This is a genomic window from Oceanobacillus sp. M60, from assembly GCF_053839645.1.
This window is the reverse complement of the sequence record NZ_JBSSNH010000008.1, coordinates 39900-61550: the sequence shown is the minus strand read 5'-3', so window position 1 is coordinate 61550 and position 21651 is coordinate 39900. Positions and strand designations below refer to the sequence as shown.

20 protein-coding genes are annotated in these 21651 nt (G+C 35.3%); 12 read left to right on the top strand and 8 right to left on the bottom strand.

The features are described from left to right. Positions 1 to 16 precede the first annotated feature (16 nt). Both ACW0TQ_RS19065 and ACW0TQ_RS19060 read left to right on the top strand, forming a co-directional pair. Positions 17 to 580: an HAD family hydrolase gene (locus ACW0TQ_RS19065; RefSeq protein WP_455725939.1), complete on the top strand. Its 564-nt coding sequence runs from the start codon at positions 17 to 19 to the stop codon at positions 578 to 580. A gap of 446 nt (positions 581 to 1026) precedes the next feature. After that, positions 1027 to 1800, top strand: a complete 774-nt coding sequence (locus ACW0TQ_RS19060) for an excalibur calcium-binding domain-containing protein (protein WP_455725917.1) — start codon at positions 1027 to 1029, stop codon at positions 1798 to 1800. Positions 1801 to 1912: 112 nt separating this feature from the next. On the opposite strand, the gene ACW0TQ_RS19055 is transcribed toward ACW0TQ_RS19060, so the two are convergent. The 4 genes from ACW0TQ_RS19055 to ACW0TQ_RS19040 are packed head-to-tail and all read right to left on the bottom strand — an operon-like array spanning position 1913 to position 4843. Then, on the bottom strand, positions 1913 to 2584 hold the full coding sequence (locus tag ACW0TQ_RS19055; protein ID WP_193064623.1) for an N-acetylmannosamine-6-phosphate 2-epimerase: 672 nt from the start codon (positions 2582 to 2584) through the stop codon (positions 1913 to 1915). Positions 2585 to 2588: 4 nt separating this feature from the next. Next, positions 2589 to 3461, bottom strand: a complete 873-nt coding sequence (locus tag ACW0TQ_RS19050) for an ROK family protein (RefSeq protein WP_455725916.1) — start codon at positions 3459 to 3461, stop codon at positions 2589 to 2591. Between the two features lie 10 nt (positions 3462 to 3471). Continuing rightward, entirely contained in the window at positions 3472 to 4149 is a 678-nt protein-coding gene (locus ACW0TQ_RS19045; protein WP_042529741.1) for a FadR/GntR family transcriptional regulator, read from the bottom strand. Further along, entirely contained in the window at positions 4136 to 4843 is a 708-nt protein-coding gene (locus ACW0TQ_RS19040) for a FadR/GntR family transcriptional regulator (RefSeq protein WP_256705082.1), read from the bottom strand. The genes ACW0TQ_RS19045 and ACW0TQ_RS19040 overlap by 14 nt, the downstream gene beginning before the upstream one ends. A gap of 282 nt (positions 4844 to 5125) precedes the next feature. On the opposite strand from ACW0TQ_RS19040, the gene ACW0TQ_RS19035 reads away from it, so the two are divergent. From ACW0TQ_RS19035 to ACW0TQ_RS18990, 10 genes are all read left to right on the top strand, one after another. Further along, positions 5126 to 5995, top strand: a complete 870-nt coding sequence (locus tag ACW0TQ_RS19035; RefSeq protein WP_042529745.1) for an N-acetylneuraminate lyase — start codon at positions 5126 to 5128, stop codon at positions 5993 to 5995. A gap of 103 nt (positions 5996 to 6098) precedes the next feature. Further along, complete coding sequence (locus tag ACW0TQ_RS19030; protein WP_455725915.1) at positions 6099 to 7613, top strand: sodium:solute symporter family protein; 1515 nt, start codon at positions 6099 to 6101, stop codon at positions 7611 to 7613. A gap of 505 nt (positions 7614 to 8118) precedes the next feature. Next, positions 8119 to 9093: a LacI family DNA-binding transcriptional regulator gene (locus ACW0TQ_RS19025; RefSeq protein ID WP_332094516.1), complete on the top strand. Its 975-nt coding sequence runs from the start codon at positions 8119 to 8121 to the stop codon at positions 9091 to 9093. A 51-nt stretch (positions 9094 to 9144) separates the two neighbouring features. Continuing rightward, positions 9145 to 9900 carry an energy-coupling factor transporter transmembrane component T gene (locus tag ACW0TQ_RS19020; protein WP_455725914.1) on the top strand — a complete coding sequence of 252 codons (756 nt, stop codon included), beginning with the start codon at positions 9145 to 9147 and terminating at the stop codon, positions 9898 to 9900. Beyond that, entirely contained in the window at positions 9891 to 10742 is an 852-nt protein-coding gene (locus tag ACW0TQ_RS19015) for an energy-coupling factor ABC transporter ATP-binding protein (RefSeq protein WP_332094514.1), read from the top strand. Before ACW0TQ_RS19020 ends, ACW0TQ_RS19015 begins: the two co-directional genes overlap by 10 nt. 14 nt (positions 10743 to 10756) lie before the next feature. Next, positions 10757 to 11581 carry an energy-coupling factor ABC transporter ATP-binding protein gene (locus ACW0TQ_RS19010; protein WP_332094513.1) on the top strand — a complete coding sequence of 275 codons (825 nt, stop codon included), beginning with the start codon at positions 10757 to 10759 and terminating at the stop codon, positions 11579 to 11581. Next, complete coding sequence (rbsK, locus tag ACW0TQ_RS19005; RefSeq protein WP_455725913.1) at positions 11578 to 12513, top strand: ribokinase; 936 nt, start codon at positions 11578 to 11580, stop codon at positions 12511 to 12513. The genes ACW0TQ_RS19010 and rbsK overlap by 4 nt, the downstream gene beginning before the upstream one ends. Before the next feature lie 39 nt (positions 12514 to 12552). Then, the gene (locus tag ACW0TQ_RS19000; RefSeq protein ID WP_332094510.1) at positions 12553 to 13185 is read left to right on the top strand and encodes an ECF transporter S component; all 633 of its coding nucleotides are present in this window, start codon (positions 12553 to 12555) and stop codon (positions 13183 to 13185) included. 19 nt (positions 13186 to 13204) lie between these two features. Continuing rightward, positions 13205 to 14158: a nucleoside hydrolase gene (locus ACW0TQ_RS18995; RefSeq protein WP_332094509.1), complete on the top strand. Its 954-nt coding sequence runs from the start codon at positions 13205 to 13207 to the stop codon at positions 14156 to 14158. A 3-nt stretch (positions 14159 to 14161) separates the two neighbouring features. Beyond that, positions 14162 to 15499 carry an amidohydrolase family protein gene (locus tag ACW0TQ_RS18990; RefSeq protein WP_332094508.1) on the top strand — a complete coding sequence of 446 codons (1338 nt, stop codon included), beginning with the start codon at positions 14162 to 14164 and terminating at the stop codon, positions 15497 to 15499. Positions 15500 to 16136: 637 nt separating this feature from the next. Here the strand turns inward: ACW0TQ_RS18990 and ACW0TQ_RS18985 are convergent. From ACW0TQ_RS18985 to ACW0TQ_RS18970, 4 genes are all read right to left on the bottom strand, one after another. Then, positions 16137 to 18902: a sigma 54-interacting transcriptional regulator gene (locus ACW0TQ_RS18985; RefSeq protein ID WP_052484894.1), complete on the bottom strand. Its 2766-nt coding sequence runs from the start codon at positions 18900 to 18902 to the stop codon at positions 16137 to 16139. A gap of 70 nt (positions 18903 to 18972) precedes the next feature. Then, entirely contained in the window at positions 18973 to 20046 is a 1074-nt protein-coding gene (locus ACW0TQ_RS18980) for an SIS domain-containing protein (protein WP_256705081.1), read from the bottom strand. Between the two features lie 14 nt (positions 20047 to 20060). Then, complete coding sequence (locus ACW0TQ_RS18975) at positions 20061 to 20882, bottom strand: PTS system mannose/fructose/sorbose family transporter subunit IID (RefSeq protein ID WP_256705080.1); 822 nt, start codon at positions 20880 to 20882, stop codon at positions 20061 to 20063. Next, the gene (locus ACW0TQ_RS18970) at positions 20882 to 21628 is read right to left on the bottom strand and encodes a PTS mannose/fructose/sorbose/N-acetylgalactosamine transporter subunit IIC (RefSeq protein WP_193064629.1); all 747 of its coding nucleotides are present in this window, start codon (positions 21626 to 21628) and stop codon (positions 20882 to 20884) included. Before ACW0TQ_RS18970 ends, ACW0TQ_RS18975 begins: the two co-directional genes overlap by 1 nt. Positions 21629 to 21651 lie beyond the last annotated feature (23 nt).

The window sequence follows — 21651 nt, the reverse complement described above, 5'->3', positions numbered from 1 at the left end:
TGAGAGGATGAAATGGATGGTAACTCACATCATATGGGATTTGGGAGAAACATTAACGACCCCGCCAAACGGAAGAATGGATGAAAAACCGCTTACGGAATATCCGGAAATAGAATTAAGGGAACATGTACTGGAAGTGCTGGAATCCATAAGTCATATGGGTTTAAAGCATGCGATTCTCAGCAATACAGCAACCAGTGACAGCGACGTTGTTCGAAATCTATTAAAAAGATTACATATTTTAGATAGATTTGAATATGTCTTTGCGACGAAATCAGAGCTGGATCCAGCTATTCCAGAAAAACCGGATGGCATCGTATATCACAACGTATTGGATGCACTGAACATCAAGCCTCATGAAGCGATTATGATAGGTAATACATGGGACACGGATATTATTGGAGCTAATAAAGTTGGGATGCATTCAATTTGGCTGCAAAATCCGGAGGTTTCTGTAAGAAAGGATTTTGATGAGAAGGTTATTACACCTCCGTGGATTGTGCCTGTTTGGGATGTGAAGCAGGTGCCGAAAGCAATTGAGTTGATTGTTGGGTGCGGCGGGGAGGAGAGAATGGAGTAAATACTATTTATTTTACGCAGAATATCAGGACAGAACTCTCCGTTGACAGTGATACGACAGGGAATATAAAAGGTGAGCAGAGTAAAATCTGTCTCACTTTTTTAGTATTATAATTATTTATTAAAAATAATATAAAGCTGTAAAAATTAAAATTCCAACAATTATAAAGATAATTATTCAATTTTTATCAAAACTAGCAAATAATACTTCATTTTCCCTTGTTATTTAAGGTATAATTAACTATGATTATAGTATTGTGTCTTTATATCCTGTTGCAGACGCCGAATACTTTATAAACAAAAACATAAATAACGAACTTTATACATTATTACATAATAAGATAAGCAATCATTCAAGCAGGTAAATAGGATATAGATGCAAAAAATAGACAAAGCTGCAACTTCAGTTATTTTGAGCTGCAGTAATTAAAAGGGGAGAAAAGAATAGTGGTTTATGGGTTACAGTCTCTAGGAGGTTTAGTATTATTTTTTGCATTTATTTACATCATTGTCCATCTTGTTCAGAAGAAAATTTTCAAGCGGGAAAAAGTGTTAAATAAACGAGTGTTCTACAGTACTGTAATAAGTGGATTTGTTTTGAGTGCTTTTGGAATGGGCTTAGAACAATCAGATGAAAATGCAGTAAAGGTGACAGAGTTAACAGAAGAAAACACAGAACTCAACAGTGAATTAGAAAGCATCCATGCAGATCATGAACAAGCACTTACGGAGCTGGAAGAGCAGCATACATCTGAGATTGCAGAACTGGAAAGCAAGCATGAGGATGCAATAGCTGATTTAACTGCAGAGGCAGAGGAAGCATCTGGCGACATAGAGGAGTATGAAGAGCTGGTAGCATCCTTGGAAGAGGAAAATGAGCAAATTAACTCTCTAAATGATGAAGTTGATGCACTATCTGAAGAAAATGAATCCTTAAAGGGCGACATTAGCGACTTGGAGTCTCAGGTGGCAAGTGCAGAATCCAGTTCGGCTACTGCAAGCTCCAGCGGTAGTTCTTCAAGCTCTGAATCCGGATCTGGCTCTAGCTCCAGCTCAGAGTCTGATTCTAGTTCGGGTTCGAGTGAATCATCCTCTAGTTCCAATGTGCAATATCAGAACTGTACGGCAGCAAGAGAAGCTGGTGCAGCACCAGTGCGTGAAGGTGATCCTGGATATGGCCCTCATCTAGATCGGGATGGAGACGGGGTTGGATGTGAGTAAGTCATCCACTGATACATCTCTTTAAGAAAAAATTTAATAATAGAAGAGAATGAAAAACAGCTGTGGAGGGTCGGTACCACCTCCATAGCTGTTTTTCATTAATCAGAAATAGTTAATCTTCCAAAAATCGCTTCGTAATCTCTTTCGGCCTGGTGATTGCTCCGCCGACAACACTCGCATAAGCACCTAAATCCAGACAGCGCTTAAACATTTCTGGAGTGATGACATTTCCTTCCGCAATAACAGGAATTTGAACTGCCTCCAATACGTCCTTTAAAAATTGAAAATCATGATGATAGAGTTTTTCTCCGGCTGTTTCTTCTGTATACCCGTGAAGGGTGGTAGAAATACAGTCAAATCCTAAACGCTCAGCTATTTTTGCGTCCTCTAATGTAGCGATATCCGCCATGATTTCCACAGTGTTGTTCTGACTGCGTATATAATCTACTAATTCGCTAAGCTCTATCTTATTTGGCCGTTTCCTTGCAGTTGCATCAAGAGCGATCATTTCACAGCCGCTTTCTAAAAGTTCATCTATTTCTTGATAGGTGGCCGTAATAAAGACAGGGCTGTCAGGATAATCTCTCTTAACAATACCTACGATTGGCAGGCCCACTTCTTTTTTTATTTCCAAAATATCTTCCTTTGTGTTAGCGCGGATGCCGGCAGCACCGCCTTCTTTTGCTGCTAACGCCATTTTAGACATAATAAAAGAACTGTGCAGCGGTTCATCAGGTAATGCCTGACAGGAAACGATTAAAGACTTTTCCACTTTTTCTAGCATGTTATCAATCCTCCTTAAAGAATGGGAAGACTGCTCCGTATAAAGCAGCATCGTTATAGAGTTGCGCTATTTTCAATTCGGTATTTAAAAAATGAGCTGGCAGGAAAATAGTTAGCTGATTTTTAATGAGATTCAGCAGATAGTCCCCTTGTCTGGAGATTCCTCCGCCAATTAGTATTATCGCAGGGTCTTTCATTAGAATGATTTGGGCTAAACCTTTTGCTACTTCTGCGGTCCATTTGTAAATCACATCGTAGCATTTCATGTCACCGGAGCGCGCCAGTTCAAACGCTTTTTCAGCATGAAATGCATTTCCAAGTTCGCTTTTTAACACATTATTCAGTGCTGAAGTGGAGGCTCTTTGCTCGTAATTCAATTTGGTCTCGGGATCATATAAAAGGTAGCCAATGGAGTCGGCTTTTAAATTAGCTCCATCAATCAATCGATGATTATCGTAATGAGCGCCTCCGATGCCGGTACCGAGCGTTAAGCAATATACGTTGTCTGCTCCTTTGGCAGCGCCTTTCCAAACTTCGCCCAGCATGGCTGCGTTCACATCATTTTCAACATATACAGGTACATTCAATCTTTCCGTCAGTCTTTTTTTAAAAGCCGTTCCTACGTAGTTGGGAATCGTTGGGCCGGCATAAACGATTTCACCTTTATTTCTATCAACGATTCCAGCTGTGCTGATGCCGACTCCTGAAATCGTGTATGCGTGCTTTTGTTCCGTAATAATGGCTTCTACTTGGTGATAGATGGCATCGTCTATATTTACTTTTGTCTCCACTTTGCTTTGGAATTGAAAGACGTGGTTCGTATCCATCACGCCATATTTTATGAACGTTCCACCAATATCTATCGATACATAATTCACCTTCCACCACCTAAACTTTCTTCGTATTATTTATGTGAGCCGTCAATAGACTTTTTGCTCCTTCCACATCCTTGTTAATTAGCATATCTACCATTTTTTCGTGTTCATCATTTATTTTTTGAAATTCTTGATGTGTTATATCGATACGTGATGCAGATTCAAAAAAGTAGCTGGTTATCATATTGGTCATCTGTATAAACAACACATTATTCGTGGCTTCTAACAGCTGTTTATGGAAGTTCATATCCGCTTCTATAAACGCTTCTCTTGTCACGGCTTCTCTATTATTTATAACTGACTCTTTCAGTTTGAGAAGATTATTGTTATTTTCAATTTTAATAATCTCTTCCATTGCGCTGGATTCAAATATGACACGCAGGCTTTGAATGTCTTTTAAGTCGCCGCCGTTCACCTGCCATAGAAAAAAGAAGCTATCAAGTAATTTGTCAATATTCGATTCATTTAAAATAGCACCTTGCCCTTGACGGACTCTGGTTACACCTGTATTTTCCAGATAACTTAATGCTTCTCTGATCACAGAACGGCTCACCCCGAATATTTCCATAAATTTTCTTTCTGCGGGGAGCCTGTCGCCTGCTTTTAAATTATTATCGATAATGTATTGTTTTATTTCTTGAATAATTGTTTGTTTTAAAGATTTTCTTTCCGATGCATTAATTGGTTCCATCTTCTTTTAACCCTTCCATTTCATAAATATAGTCAAAGATAGGTTCAAAATGTACAGACATGATTTTATGACTGTATTCTAAATTTTTGTTTTTGAGACCTGCCAGTATTTCGCTATGCTCCTTGTAAGATGCTAACAAGTCTTTTTTGCTTTGCATTAAATCAATTTTTACAAGCGAGAAATACTCTTGAATCACCTCGGTGAAATTATAAAACGTTTCATTATCTGCTTCTCGGATAATATGCTGGTGGAACAGCTGATCATATTTTTTGGTGTCCCAATTATGGGTAATTGCTTGGTAGTACTCTTGATTCAAGCTTTCCAGGTAATCGAAATCTACATCTAAATTTTTTTCGATAATCAGCCTTAAAGCACCCAGCTCCAGAATTTTTCTGATTTCAACCAGCTCTCTAATCTTTACGCCATGAGCTTCATAATGATGTTTGAGAATGGATTTAATTGAACGGAAATCAGAGTCCCCTACAAAAACTCCGCCGCCGGGTTTGATTTTTAAGATACCAATAGATTCTAAAGATCTTAACGCCTCTCTTACTACCGTTCTGCTTACCTGCAGCTTGGCAATAAGTTCTTTTTCCGTAGGCAGTTTATCATTTTCTTTTAATTTATTTTCAAGAATATATGTTTTAATCCTATCCATTGCTATTTCTACTAATGATGTTTTTTGAATTGCCATCTACACCACTCCTAATAGAATAATCATAACACATAAGGAAGCAGCATAAGCAGAAGGCAAAAAAGAAGATAATAATAATTTTTTGCATCTAAAAGAATTATCATTCCTGCCCACGTGTTCTCAAGGTTCAAAGAAATAAAACGCATACAGGAATCGAAATTTACTAAAAATTATCTTGACAATTAAGGTGACACCTTCTATGATGAACATATCGAAAATTGGTCTGACCATATTATATATTTAAAGACTTATTTATTTCAACTACTTTGGAGGTTTTTTATTATGAAGGGTATTTTCTCAGCATTATTGGTTCCTTTTGATGAAGAAGGAAAGGTGAAGGAAAAAGGTTTACGAGAAATTGTAAGGCAGAATATAGATGTGCAAAAAGTCGATGGATTATATGTTAATGGAAGCTCTGGAGAAAATTTCATGTTGTCGCTGGAACAAAAGAAATTTATCTTTAAAACAGTGAAAGAAGAAGCAAAGTCAGATGTGAAATTAATTGCGCAGGTTGGTTCGATTAATTTAGATGAAGCGGTAGAGTTAGGACAATATGCTACAGAGTTAGGCTATGACAGTCTTTCTGCAGTGACACCGTTTTATTATCCATTTGGTTTTGAAGAAATCAAGACCTACTATGAAACCATCATTGAAAAAACGAATAATAATATGATTATTTATGCTATTCCAGCCTTAACCGGTGTGGCTATTTCAACGGCTCAATTTGAAGAACTGTTTGAGAATGAAAAAGTAATTGGTGTTAAATTTACAGATAGCAATTTATTCCTGTTAGAAAGACTGCGAAATAAGTTTCCTGATAAACTGATTTATTCCGGTTTTGATGAAATGTTGATTTACGGTGCTATTTCCGGGGTGGATGGAGCCATCGGCAGCACATACAATGTAAACGGTCAGCGGGCAAAACAGATATTTGAACTTTGCCAGCAGGATAAGGTTTCCGAAGCTTATGAAATTCAGCATGTTACCAATGATTTAATTGAAAAAGTGCTTGAACTGGGAATCTATCAGACATTGAAAGAAATTTTAAAAGTAAAAGGAATCGACGCAGGGACAACCAAGCAGCCAATGAAAGCTTTTGATGAATCAAAGCAGGAAGAAGTAGTTAAATTAGTAGAGCAATTCCAATTGTAATATATGCGTGCAAAAGTCATTTTTAATGGCTTTTGCGCTTAAATAAGAAAACGCTTTATCAGAAGGTGTGTAAAAAATCTTATAATTCGAGGAGTGAAATAAGATGGATAAAATAGGGCTGGGAACGGCTAACTGGTTGGTCATTATTGTATACTTGATTGCAATGCTGGGAGTGGGTCTTTATTTTACAAAGAAGGCTGGTAAAAATACAGACGAATTTTTTACTGCTGGCGGGAAAATCCCGGCGTGGGCAGCAGGATTTAGTATTTATGCTACGACATTAAGTGCGATCACGTATATGTCTACACCTGAGCAGGCATTTTTGACAGATTGGTCTTATGCAGCAGGGAATATTGCTATTTTTGCAATTATTCCAATCCTGATCTATTTTTATATCCCTTTTTTCAGAAAGCTGAACGTTACCAGTGCTTATGAATATTTAGAGGTACGGTTTGGGGCGTCATTAAGAGTTGTGGGAAGTTTATTATTTATTTTATTTCATATTGGACGTGTGGCAATTGTTGTGTATCTGCCTACGCTTGCCATTACATCGGTTTCAGATATAAACCCCATGTTGATTGCCTCTATCGTAGGTATCTTATGTATTATTTATACTTTCCTCGGTGGAATAGAGGGTGTCATCTGGAGCGATGTTATTCAGGGAATCATCCTGCTTGGAGGAGCTATCCTTGTCATTGGTGTTGGGATAAACTATATAAATGGCGGATTCTCAACAATTATTTCGGATGCTTTAGAGAATGATAAGTTAATCACTGCAGGGAACTTTCAGTTTGGAACTGCTGCAGCTGCGATACCTATCATCTTCTTAGGTTCGATTTTTAATAACTTGCATCAATATACAGCGAGTCAGGATGTTGTACAGCGTTACCAAACAACGAAATCTATGAAAGAAACGAATAAATCACTTTGGACAAATGGAGCGCTTGCACTTATTACGATTCCGATATTTTATGGGATGGGAACGATGTTGTATAGTTACTACTCTAATTCGGGAGGTTTACCGGAAGAGGTAAACACGTCGGCTATTGTTCCTTACTTTATTGTAACAACGCTTCCAGCTGGTGTAGCAGGGTTATTGATTGCAGCAATATTTGCAGCAGCTCAATCAACTATTTCTTCCAGTTTAAATAGTATCTCTGCCTGTGTGATTACTGATTTTAAACAGCGCTTTTTTGAAAAGAAGAAGGGAAATGATGTATTACTTGCAAGGTTGGTAGTTATTATTGCTGGCGTATTAGGAATGACTGCCGCGTTATACTTGGTTTCTACCAATAGAGCAGAAACATGGAATCTATTTTTAGATATAACTGGATTATTTGGAGTACCTATCGCAGCTGTATTCGCATTAGGCATTTTAACGAAACGGGCAAACACGCCGGGTGTTTTTATAGGTTTGGGAACTGCGGCTATTGTAGCTTATTTTGTCCAAGGAACGGATATGACTCCATTTGCTGTGAGTATGGTTTCCTTCTTAGTTTCCTTTGTTGTGGGTTATCTGGCGAGTTTTGTTTTTTCTGATAAAGGAAAGAATATTAAGGGGTTAACAATTTATACGAAAAGTGAAGGTTATACAGATGAGGTAAGTAAGGCGGAATAATTTTTTGATAAACACTTCTGTTGCTGTGGTGGGCAGGAGTGTTTTTTTGTATGGTGAATTGGGATTCAAATCAAGAGAAGCGTGGGATGGGAAAACTTTTCTATAGGCCGATGAACAGAGAAAAAAACTATTTCTGCGTTATGATCAGAAAGTTATCAGGAACAAGTAGGTCTTCCGAAAATGGCAGCTGAGTTGGATTTGTTATTTGAATACTTGATAGAGATTTATGGTAGTAGACATTATGGAGCATATTTGAATAATTTAACGTTATTACCTGTAAGTAACGACACCGCTGTTATAACGTTAATTTGAATAGTATTATGAAAAATCTTCACCCGTTTAAAGTGGAAGAAATTTCATTGCCAAAAACGTAACTATTAAAAATATAATTATTATGTAAGCCAAATGCATTTTCAGTATTTCGTACAAAATTATAAAAAATATTGACTTATCAAATAATTTTTGCTATTTTAAATGTAACCGGTTACAACGAAGGAGGGAGAAGGTGGCAACAATTAGAGATGTGTCTAAGTATTCTGGAGTGTCTGTTGCAACAGTTTCCAGAGTTATAAATGACTCGAGTAAAGTTCAACCTACAACAAAAGAAAAGGTATTAGAAGCAATTAAAGAATTAAATTACAAACCGAACGCAGTTGCTAAGACACTTTTTAAGAAACAATCATACAGTATAGGTTTAATTATTCCTGATATCAGTAACCCTTTTTTTCCTGAAGTTGCGAGAGCTGTAGAAGATACTGCTAGACAGTATGGATATAGAGTAATTCTTTGTAATTCTGATGGGAATAAGGAAAAAGAAAAAGATTATATTGAAACTTTGTCCCAAAATCATGTTGATGGATTACTTGTTACTTCGATATCTGGTAATAGTGATAATTTTAAAGGACTTCATATGCCAGTTGTTGCATTGGATAGAAGTATGGATAAAAATATACCATGTGTTTATGTAGATAATTATGAAGGTGGGAAATTAGCAGCACAAACTCTTTTTGAAAATGGAGGGAAAGTGTTCGGTGAAATAAGTGGACCGCCTAATCTTATTACTGCTAAAGAAAGGTCGAGAGGATTTCATGATTTTCTTAAAATGAAAGAAATGACAGCTATAACATACGAAGGCGAGTTTGATTTTAAGCGTTCCTTCGAAGTTGCTGGTCAACTTTTGGATAAAACCCCTGAGGTGGATTCTGTATTTGTTGGAAATGATCAAATTGGGGTTGCTATGGTAAAAGAAGCAATGTTAAGAGATATTCGTATTCCAGGTGAGTTGCAAATAGTCGGTTTTGACGGAATTGAAATTGGAGAGCTAATAACTCCTTCTTTAAGTACAATACAGCAGCCAATATATGAATTGGGTAAAGAAGCTACAAAACTTTTATTAGCTCTTGCAAATAAACAGCCTGTTAAGCAAACATCCGTATGTATGCCGATAAATTACGTAAAAAGAAATACAACTGTTCGTTAATTATTTTATTATTATTAAAATGTAACCCGTTACATAAGGGAGGAAATTATTTTGCCGAATAAAGGAAATTTTATTCTTAATTTATATCCATCAACAAAATTTATGTTACCTCTATTTGTTACTATTTCAATCTTTTTAGTACCTAGTTATCTCTATGCGTATATGATGTTGCCTTTATGTATAGTTATTGCTTTAAAAGCAGGAGTAGCAAAGCAATTTCTTAATTTAATTGTTAAAGGATTATTGTTACTTGTTCTATTTATTTTTATTATACAATCGGTTATTGCACCTGGAGAAGAAATACTTTGGAGCTGGGGGATTATTTCAATTAAAGAAGAAGGAGTTATGCTCAGTCTTACTCTGACTTCCAGAATCGTAGCCATTGCATCTGCTTTTCTTTTGTTTTTTAGAATTACTTCTATTCGAGATATTAGCCAAGCGCTTGAAAAAGTAGGAATGTCACCTAAATTTTCATATGCTATCCTTGCTACTTTTCAATTTATTCCTGAGATAAGTAAACGATCCAAAGTTATTATGGACGCTCAGAAGGCAAGAGGAGTAGAAACGGAAGGTTCTCTTTTAACCAGGACAAAAGCTTTTGTGCCTGTTTTAGGTCCTCTAGTGCTGAGTTCAATTGCTAATACGGAAGAGAGAGCAATTACATTGGAGACTAGAGCATTTTCAACAAAAGGAAAAAAGACAAGTCTTCATGAACTCCATAAAACAAAAATAGATATGTCGATTCAAATTTTAGTAATTATATTTATCATTTTTCTAGCTGTAAGGAGGATACTGATTTGGAACTAATACAAGCTAAAAATATTAATTACAAATATCCAATCAATGATGGTCAATTTACTCTAAAAAATGTCAGCTTTTCTATTCAACAAGGTGAACTTTATTCTATTATAGGAAAGAATGGGGCTGGGAAAACGACCTTGTGTAATGTTATTCGCGGGTTTATACCCCATTTTCATAGAGGTGAGTTAGATGGAGAACTTTTAATTGAAGGAAAAGATATTCGAGAATGGAATATGAGTGGTTTAGCTAGTAAAATTGGATTTATTTTCCAAAATCCATTCACGCAAATTAGTGGTGTGAAAGATACTGTCTTTGATGAAATTGCTTATGGTTTAGAGAATCTTGGAGTAGAAATTGATGAAATAAAAAAAAGAGTAGAACAGATTATTGATTTATTAGGAATAAGAGATTTGACTGATAAAAATCCATATGAGCTGTCAGGTGGGCAAAAACAGAGAGTGGCTTTTGCTGCTGTTATTGTAATGGACCCGGATATTTTAGTGATTGATGAACCAACTTCTCAACTTGATCCAAAAGGAACAAAAGATATTTTTGAGATAATAAAATTTTTAAAAGAACAGGGAAAGACTATCATTCTTGTAGAACATAAGCTTGAATTAATTGCTGAGCATTCAGATTACGTTTTTGTCATGAATGAAGGTGAGATTATGCTAGATGGAAAAGTAGATGAAGTTCTATCGATGCCAAAAGTGTTGGAATATGAGGCGGGTTTGCCTCAATACGCTCTATTAGGTATAGAAATGAGTAAAAGAGATTCAAGTTTTAAACAGATTCCAATAAATAAATTACAAGCCGAAGCTGAAATTAGCAAATGGCTACAGAGATAGGAGGTATATAAACAATGAGTTTTATTCAAATAAAGGATGTTAGTTTTGTCTACCCCAATGGATTTAGGGCTGTTGAAAATATCTCTACAGTGATTGAAAAAGGAGAAAAATTAGCTATTGTCGGTCAAAATGGAGCTGGGAAAACTACTACTGTTAAGATGATGAACGGACTCCTAAGACCGACAAAAGGAGATATCGTGATAGATGGGTTAAACACAAAAGATTATACGACTGCACAGATATCCAGACATGTCGGCTATGTTTTTCAGAACCCTGATGATCAGATTTTTCACAGTGATGTATATAGTGAGATTGCTTATGGACCTAAGACAAATGGTCTTTCTGAAGATGAAATTTCAACCAGAGTCTACAATGTTGCGGAGTTAGTCGGTATTGATGGGTTCCTGGATGAGAATCCTTATAATTTACCTTTCTCCACCAGGAAGTTTGTAACCATTGCTTGTGTTTTAGTAATGGATGTAGACGTGGTGATTTTAGATGAGCCAACTGCTGGACAAGATCATGTCGGAATGATGCAAATATCTAAATTGATTGATTATTTGCAGAAGAACAAGACAACAGTCATTACTATCACACATGATATGGAATTTGTTGTAAATAATTTTGAGCGTGTTATTGTAATGGCAGATAAGCAAATTATTGCAGATAAAAATAAAAGAGAGATTTTTTGGGATGAAGATGTGATTGAAAAATCTAATATTAAACAACCTTATATAAGTGAACTAGCAAATGATATGAATATGGGAAATACTATTTTATCCATTGATGAGTTTGTTGAACATGTTTTTAGTAATAAAAAAGAAGGAGCTACTGTATGAGAAAAATATCAATAATAGGAAGTCTGAATATAGACTTTATTTCCAATGTTTTTGACTTTCCTAAAATCGGAGAGACTATAAGAGCAAAGAATTTTCATATATCTCCTGGTGGTAAAGGGGCGAATCAGGCTGTTGCCGCTGCGAAATTAGGAGGAGATGTGGAGCTGATTGGGAAAGTAGGAAAAGATAAATATGGTGATGTACTAATTGAGAGTTTAGCAAATCAAGGAATTAAAACACACAATATAAAAAGAGAAGGTGATACTGGCAGAACCTTTATCAATGTAGATAATAAAGGAGATAATATGATAACTTACGTACCTGGAGCAAATGAGCAAATAACAAAAGAGGATATTAATGACTGTCTTCCTGATTTGAGAGAAAGCTCCTACCTATTATTGCAGCAAGAGATACAACAAGAAATTATAGAATATGTAGTAGATGCAGCATTGGGTTTAAATGATTGTAAAGTAATTTTAAATGCTGCTCCGGCAAGGTTTATTAATGAGAAAATAATACAAGGAGTTCATACGCTTATTGTAAATGAAGTGGAATTAGAGTTTTTAAGTAAAGATTATGTTCATGAACCACAAGACTTGACTAGGCAGATTGATTATTTGCTTCATAAAGGAATAAAAAAGATTATTATCACGCTTGGGGATAAAGGAGCAATTTTTGCGAGTCATTCCGATTACAAACATATTCCTGCTTTTAAGGTCCCTGTAACTGATACAACTGGTGCGGGAGATACATTTATCGGTGCGTATACTGTGGCAAAAACGGAAGGATTCAATGATATAGATGCCATTGAATTTGCAGTAAAAGCTTCTGCTATGACAGTAACAAAACATGGTGCGCAACCAGCTACCCCCACCAGAAAAGAATTTGATGAATTTTTCAAGAAAATAGAGGAAGATAGCTTTAATGGGTAACAGAGGTTAATAAAAAATTAAATTAGGGAGGTAGAAGTTATGAAAAGAGGTTTAATGCATGATTTTACATTATTAGCAATTTTATTAATCCCGGTAGGTGTTGCGCTTAACTTTGTAAGCAGTCAGGTGGTACAGTTATTAAAATTACCAATTCATTTTGATGTGATTGGAACAGTGGTAGTAGCAATGATTGCCGGTCCTTGGGTAGGCGCTACAACTGGTTTGGCTACAAATCTGATAACATCGTTGACAAATCCTACAAGTTTATTTTTTGCTCCGGTGTCGATATCAGTCGGGTTAATTATTGGATATTTATCTAAGTTTGGAATGTTTAAAAGGTTATGGACAACCATTGTTTCAGGTATTGTAATTACAGTAACAGCTGTAGTTGTTGGGTCACCTATCTCTGTAATGGTTTTCGGAGGGGCTACAGGTAAATCAATTGATACTGTTACCGGTGTTTTCTTAGCCTCGACGCAGGATATATGGACTTCTGTATTCTCCAGTTCTATTTTAATAAACAGTGTTGATAAAATTCTATCTGTATTGATTGCTTATTTTATTGTTAAGAAAATGTCTGATCGATACCTGTCTAAAATGAATTATGGAGACAGTTTTATACAGGAAAAAAGAAATAAATATGTAGTTAATAAAAAGCAGATTGCCAAATAGCAGAGTTAGAGGTGATGGAATGAAGAAAATTATTTTAGATGTAGACACTGGAATTGATGATGCTTTAGCCATATCGTATGCTGTTGCACAACCTGAAATTGAATTATTGGGAATCACTACAACTTATGGAATGGCTCCAGTGGAATATACCTGTAGAAACACAAAGCATATATTAAATGTTCTAAATAAGAATATACCAGTTTATGAAGGGGCTGCAACTCCAACAAAACGAACTCGAGTTTATAATGGAAGAATACATGGAAAAGATGGTCTTGGGAATACATTAGGTACTATTAATGAAACTGAAAAAAATACTCTAGACGCAGTAGATTTTATTATTGAGAACACTAAAAAATATAACAGTGACTTGACAATTATAACTACTGGGCCGTTGACTAATTTAGCTGCGGCACTCGAACGTGCACCTGAAGTTATGCATTCTGTAGGTAGGGTAGTTACAATGGGCGGGGCAGTTGCCACCCCTGGGAATGCTAGTAAATTTGCAGAAGCAAACATCTTGATTGACCCTGAATCGGCTGATTTTGTATTTAAATCCAATCTTCCTATTACTTTAGTTGGGCTAGATGTCACAAGAAAAACATTATTAACACAAAATGATGTGGAAAAATGGAGACAATTTGGGACGCCCTCAGCAGATTTTTTTGTAGATTTTACGCAATTTTATTTAGATGCATATAAAAGAATACATCCTTATTTGAGAGGGTGCGCGTTACATGATCCATTAGCGGTTGGAGTTGCAATTTATCCTGAACTTGTACAAACTGTACCAATGAATTTGGAAATTGACTTAAGCAAAGAAGCTTTAGGGAGAACAATGGAGAATCTAAATATGGAAGTAGACAAAAAACCTAATATAGATGTTTGCTTTCAAATAGATTCGGAAGCATTTATGGAAGATTTCGTTACTAAAGTAAATCATCAATTATCAATGGAAAGTTCGGAAAGGGTGTAGCAGTTGAAAATTGATCTTGTAATAGAAGATTGCAGTTATATCAATACAGATTTTGAGGTTATCGAAAATCAATCAATAGCTATTGATGATACGGAAATTATTGAAGTGGGAGATACTTCAACAATAAAAAAGAAATATAGTCCAGAAGCGATTATTAATGGAAAAAATAAACTTTGTATGCCAGGGTTAGTAGATGCCCATACCCACACGAATCAGCAATTACTAAAAGGACGTACAATGGATGAATACCCGATGATTTGGTCACGAATCTTAGTTCCATTTGAAGGAAGCTTAGATGAAGAGGATGCATATGTTAGTGCGCAAATGAGTTGTTTAGAAATGATAAAATCAGGAACAACTGCTTTTGCTGACGCTGGTGGTGTCCATATGCATAAGGTTGCACAAGCAACTATGGAGTCAGGGATGCGTGCAGCAATCACAAAATCATCTATTGATATTGGAGATTTCTTGCCTGATTCTATGAAGCAGCCCGCAGAGACTATACTTACAGATATTGAAAACCTTTATAGAGAATACAACGGTGCTGGTAATGATCGTATTCATATTTGGTTTGGGATTCGGCAAGTAATGTCATGTTCACCTAAATTAATTGAGCAAGCAGCAAACTTAGCAAGAAAATATAATACGGGCTTGCATGCACACCTCGCTGAACATAAAGATGAAGTAAGGTTTTGTTTAGAGAATTATCAGAAAAGACCAGTTGAATACTTAGATTTCTTAGGAGCGCTTGGTCCTAATCTACTGACGGCGCATAATGTTGTTTACTCTGAAAAGGAATTAGAACTTTTAAAAGAGAAAAATGTAAAGATAGTACATTGCCCAAGAGTAAACTTTACATCTCATGGTTTCCCAAAAACCCCTAGGATGATTGAAATGGAAATGCCAATTGGAATCGGCAGTGATGGTGCTTCTTCATCTAATTTAAGTTTGTTTGATGAAATTCGAGTATTTCGTGCCGGTATCCATGCGTATTGGGGACTTCCCGTTTTTGATCCAGTTGTTTTACCTGCAAAGGAACTAATTAAAATGATTACTGCTGGTGGAGCAGAAGCATTACAATTTGAAAATGTAAAGGGAGAAATATCAGTTGGAAATAAAGCAGATTTAACTTTAATTGATATCGATCAACCTCATATAACTCCTACTAATAATTTAATTGGTATGATTGTTGAATCCGTTACAAGTAAAGATGTAGAAGATGTTATTATTAATGGTAAAGTTGTTATGAAAAATAGAGAAATTCTTACATTAGATGAAGAACGTATTATGTATGAGAGTAAACAAAGAATGAAATCTACTATTCAAAAGGCAGGATTATAACTAAGATAATCACCTATTATTCAATTGTATGGAGAAAGTATAGATTTAAGTGAGAAGAATAACATGTATTTAAAAAGAGAATAGGGCCCTCGTTAGGTGAAAGTGGGCCTATTCTCAAAACATAAATTAGCGGGGGTATTATTTTATTATGACATGATGCCTAAGCTAAATACTGTTATATAAATCCGCGTCTATTTTTACCCCTATAAATGAAAGCCTCAGAAAGTAGATTAACAACCAATATTTCAATTGTAAGTAGTAGAGGATATCGAATGTTAAATAAGAGAAGACATTCTCTTTATTAAGTCAGGAAATGTCTATTATGTTTTCACACCGTTATAATGTATCGCTATTCAAAATCTTTATTCTAATAAAATAAAGATAGAAAGCATTACGAGTTAGAGTTTTAAAAAATAAAAATCCTCGATGTACAATAGAATTTTTAAAGAAATTCCACTACATCGAGGATTTTTTAATAGATTGAACGTAAATGGAAGCTGTGTATTGCTTCATATTCAGTAGATGGTTAATGGCAAAAACTCAAATGACACGTGTCAGAATGTTGATTTATCTTCCTTCAATTGAACACCCATAATAATTTATCTATCAACATAATAATATTGATTTAATTATAATTCTAATACGCAAAATCCAGATGATTGTGCTTTATAATATCGTGGATATAACCGATTTCACTCGTCGGCAGAGTGATGTTATAAACATTTTCCAATTGAATGAACGCCTTTTTAATACCGCCTATAAATTCTCGATGCTTATGCTCAAAATTATCTAATTCTGCATAAATCTCTATTGGCTGTTGTTTGACGAGTCTTTCTATCAAACAACTGATATGAATGTATAAACTGATTTTGGAAGAATTAGATAATTTAATTTGAAATATTTCCTGTAACAAGCTTAATGCTCTTTCAACATGATTAATGATTTTTTCAGGATTTAATATCGTGATATGATCAAGCACACTTTGCATTGAAAACTGCTTAAGAAGCTTATCGTTAAGTACGGTTATCTCGCTTTCTGTCAATACGGTTCCAAGAATCTCATACCATTTAAATTGATTTTCTCCGTTGATTATGTCTTCAATAGCTACAAAGGGTATTCCTTCTATTTCAGGATCCAATGTTCCTACAATACCCAAAATGTTGTACGAGTCAAATAAAGCGCTTTCTGATTCGTTATGTTCCAAGGTTGAATAATCAAATGCGATAACATCAATATTTTTTATGTTTTTAAATATCCTGTCCAATAACTCTTTAAATTTCATAGCCGTTCCGATACCAGTATCACAGGTAGTAATAATAACATTTTCTTTTTTGTTTGCAGGAGGTTCAATGATTTGATACTTTGGTATCTGTTTCTTCATTTTCGCTAATATTTGCTTGATTGGTTTGTTTTGAAGGATACTTTCTCCTGCTTCAATGACCATGGAGGTCGTCACATTATTGACTAAACCAATCGTTCCTTTAAAGCTATTTTCTAATCGATCAGATAATTGTGTAAGGGAACCCATGTCTACAAAAATAATAATATCATTATGGTTATCGATGGTTTTAAGGAATAATTTCATTTTCTCGATAACATCTGAAACAGAGACTTCTATAGGCATGTCAAACCCTTGAAAGAGATATTTTCCCAATAATCTATTGGCTACATTTGCAATGCTTGAAGCGGTATTCTCCCCGTGGCAGACAATGATTGATTTGATTCCTTTACTATCCGTCAGCTTCTCGAAACTTCTTAAAAACAAAATAATGATATTCAAATCTAGTAAATTAATTGTTAATCCTAATACATTTTCCATTTCTTCTTTAATCAGATTTGCCTGATTGAATTCTCTTGGATAAACATGTTTTAAGCCTTCTAAAAGCTTTCTAAAAACACCTTCTTCATCTGTTAACGCTGAAAATGATTCATTTCGGTAAATAATATACTTCGTTATTTTTGAAATAGTCTGCTGTGAATAGAAGGTATAATCATAAACTTTTAGAACATTGAACAATAATTTTTCGATAGTATTAACTTTCTGTTCAGAGCTTTCTAAAAGAGAAAAAGACTGCAGTTCGTCTAAATATTTTTTTACATCTTCTACTAGAGCCGAAAAAGGTATATCTTGATGATTTTTTACTTTAGTCTGTATATCTTTAAACAAATGATGGATTATGCTTTCTGTTTTTGTAATATGTTTGTCAGCTAATGTAGGTCCATCTTCGTAATCAATCACCATTTCATCTAAAAAGATATGTTTGAATTGATAGTTTAAATAATACTTATTGTCTGCATATAGTTTTATTAAATGCTCAGGCAAATGTCTGATGTTAATGGAAATATTGTCATCAGCCATGGAATTTTCCTGTAAAGCACTGGCGCAGGAAAAAATAATAACGTTTTTAAGTTCACCTATATTGCCGGGAGGATCATATTTAAAGAGTGTGTAGATTACATTTTTAGAAATATCCAAGGTTTTGTTTATTCGTTTGCTTTCATCTTTATAAAATTTTTTAATCAATGTCTGTCTGTTTTTTAGAGACATTTGATTAAGAGATGGTAAATCGATAATCACTGGTATTCTTCTTGTAAAAGTAGGTAAAAAAGCTTCGCCAGGGTTCTCTGTGGTAGCAAGAATAACCCTGACATTTGTCTTCTTCTCTATATCATTGCTACCTAAGGGATTATAGACTCCCTTATCCATTAGCAGAAATAACTTTTCCTGACTCTCAAAAGATAATCGATGTGCTTCATCTAAAAATAATACCCCGTTATTCGCGGCTTCTACAATACCCATTTTGTGATTATCTGCTCCGGTAAAAGCTCCCTTTACATGACCAAATAGTTTCGCAGTAATTAAATCAGGATTATCTGCATATTCAGCACAATTTAAAGTAATGAATTTCCCATTGTTTGAAATAATCTCTTCATTGGAAGCATAATCATAAATCAATTTTGCTAAGTAACTCTTTCCCACACCTGAATTTCCTGTAATCAGAATTGGCAGCCCGCTCGGAGGGTAACTGATTGCTGTCTTGCATTGTTCAATCATATTTTTTGTATCCATGGATTCACCAATAAACTCTTGGAAAGGATCTGAAATATTTTCATTGATAGAAAAATAGCTCTTTAAATCAGAAATACTTTTAAAGACAAATGTATCCACTCTTTTATGATAGAAGTTTTCCAATGTTTTTCTCTCATAGAATAGAACGGGACGCGAATTCACTTTTATTAATTCTTGCCGGTGAAATAAGTCATTTAACAGGCGACTTGCTACACTTCGATTCATTTGAAATGTATCGCTTAACAAAGTTGCCGTAGCCCCTTTTCCCAGCTGCTGCGCTTTCCTATTTATGGATTGTTGACTTAGAAATTGAATTAGTTGATCTATATCCATCTATCTCATCCTTTTAAAATAAATAGTTATTGCAGCGTATCCGTGGCGGAAGATACGCTGCAATGCCCTATTATGATTTGCTCTTCATCAGCTGATGGAAATTTTGGAATTTAGAAACTGCAGGATCAATTCCTTTTTCATTTGCTAATACAGCAGATAGAAGCTGTAGAGGAATAATATATTCAAAGACACTAAATATTGAATCTTCATCTCTGGAAATAATCAAATCTTTCGGAGAAGCATTTGTTTTTTCACTTCCTATCAAATAACAATGGTTTGTAACTTTACTCAGAAATTCTTCCAATGCTAGTAATCTTTCCCGATTCTCGTGTTGGGATGCCAGAAAAATAAAGTTACTATCTTCACTGACGCAATTATACACACCATGCATATACTCTTCCATCTCATACCCGATGACTGGAACCCTTACCGTTTCTAGAAGTTTTAATGCCCCTTCTAATACTGTGGCATAATGGGACCCGTACCCGATAACCATGATTTCGCGGGCGTTTGTCAATTCATCTTTGATTTGATAAACCCATTCTTCTGAAGCATGAACAATTTCATCCAGCTTTTCGAAAGTTTTCTTCATTCTTGCCAAATAATTATTGTACTTCTCGTCACTTAGTAACTGATTATACTCGCTAAATTCTAATGAGAATAACATTAAGGTGAGGATAGATGCTACATATCCTTTCGTTTTTGCTCCAGCCTTTTCCTGATCTCCTACTTCAATAGGTAAATAATAATCAGATATATCGGCCAGATTACTATCTTTATATTCTGAAATTCCAACTGTCGGGATATTCATTTTCTGTGCACGTTTTATCCCATTTATCGTAGACAGACTGCTGCCTCCCTGTGAAATACCTAAAACAAGATTGTTTTTGCTGTCCGATATTTTTTCTTGCATAAAATGGGTGGGATAAGTTGGTTGAACCTCCCAATTAGTTACTTCTTCTATTAGTGGCTTGGCAGCTACTGCCGCATGATAAGAAGTCCCTGAACCGATAATATATACATTTCTCACTTCTTTATTTACAGATGGAATCACAGGTCCTACAATCTTTTTTCTGTTTTCGAGTAAATGGAGCAGTACTTCCTTTTCTTCCAAAATATATTGATGCATTAAATTAACAGTCATTTTCAATTCCTCCTTTAGAAAATACCTAAAACTGAACTTACAATTCCTATTACAATAATTCCTAACATAATATAGTTCACTTTGACGCTTTTCTTTAATAGATAAAGTATAAATAAGGTTAGACCAAGCGGTATCATTTTTGGCATAATCTCATCCAGTGTATCTTGCAGGTTCACTTCACTGCCTTGCATACTGAAAGAGAGAGGAGTGGATAGGTCAATCAATGTTCCTGTCATTGCTCCTATCACTATCAAACCTAATACCGATGCACTTAAAGATATTTTTTCAAATTGCCCTTTTTCCTGAATCTTGTCTAACAAATCTGTTCCTTTATTAAACCCTACGAAAGTTCCATAGTATCTGGCTAAAAAATGTGGAACATTATATAGCAGTAAGAATAGGATAGGTCCTAACATATTTCCGTCGCTTGCCAGAGAGATGCCTATACCAGCAGCAATGACTCTAAATGTGCCCCAAAAAAATGAATCACCTATTCCTGCAAGTGGCCCCATTAATGCAACTTTAATATTATTTATTGTAGTTTTATCAAAATTCTCTTTGTCTTTCGCGTTTTTTTGTTCCATGGCTCCGGATATACCCATAATAAAACTGGATACAGCTGGTGTCGTATTAAAAAATGCCAAATGTCGCTGATACGCTTCTGCTCGTTCTTTGCTATTAGGATACAATTTAATTAATAGCGGAATTAATGAATAAAGGTAGCCTAAGGCCTGCATCCTTTCATAGGTAAAGGAACCCTGAAGTGTGAAAGAACGCCAGAACACTTTTTTTAAATCTTTTTTAGTAATCTCGCCCGGTTTATTTTGTTCTTCCATTATAAAGAAACCTCCTCTTCATCAGATTTATCTAACTGATAAAGTATTACTGCAATGATTGCTCCAATAATGGCGACTCCAGTGATATCTACGCCAAAGTAAATAGCAATGACAAATCCCAAAAAGAAATATGGAGAAAGCTTCATACTGAACGTCATTTGAAGTAACAAAGCAAAACCTAATGCCGGAAACATCGAAGCTGCTACCTCTAATCCATTCGTAATAAAAGCAGGAATGTTATTAACAAAAGCCTCAACTGTTTCTGAACCCAGCATAATTCCTAAAAAATTTGGTACAAATCCATTTAAAAAGAATAAAGAAATTCCCAGCCAATGCATAAGAGTTATCTTTCTTGAATCACCTTGCTTGGCGTAACGGTCGGCACGGTGAATGAAAAAAGTATTTACCGTACGAACCAGAATTCCTAAAGACTGTGCTAAAATAGCAATTGGTACAGCTAGGGCTAAGGCAACTTCTGGGCCACTGTCTGTCATAATGGCAAATGCAGTTCCTAATACTCCTCCGGTAGTGACATCTGGGGGAGTGGCTGAACCAATGCCGACAATTCCCATCCAAACTAATTCCAGTGTAGCACCTACGATAATCCCTGTTTGCAGGTCTCCAAGAATCAGCCCTACCACTGGACCAAGTACTAATGGTCGTTCGATCATGGTTTGTCCAAAAATTCTGCCATCCAGGATTCCAACTGCTCCAACAAGTCCTATCAATATCGCTTCCAGCAGCATTTTCTTCCTCCTTCCAAAGCGTT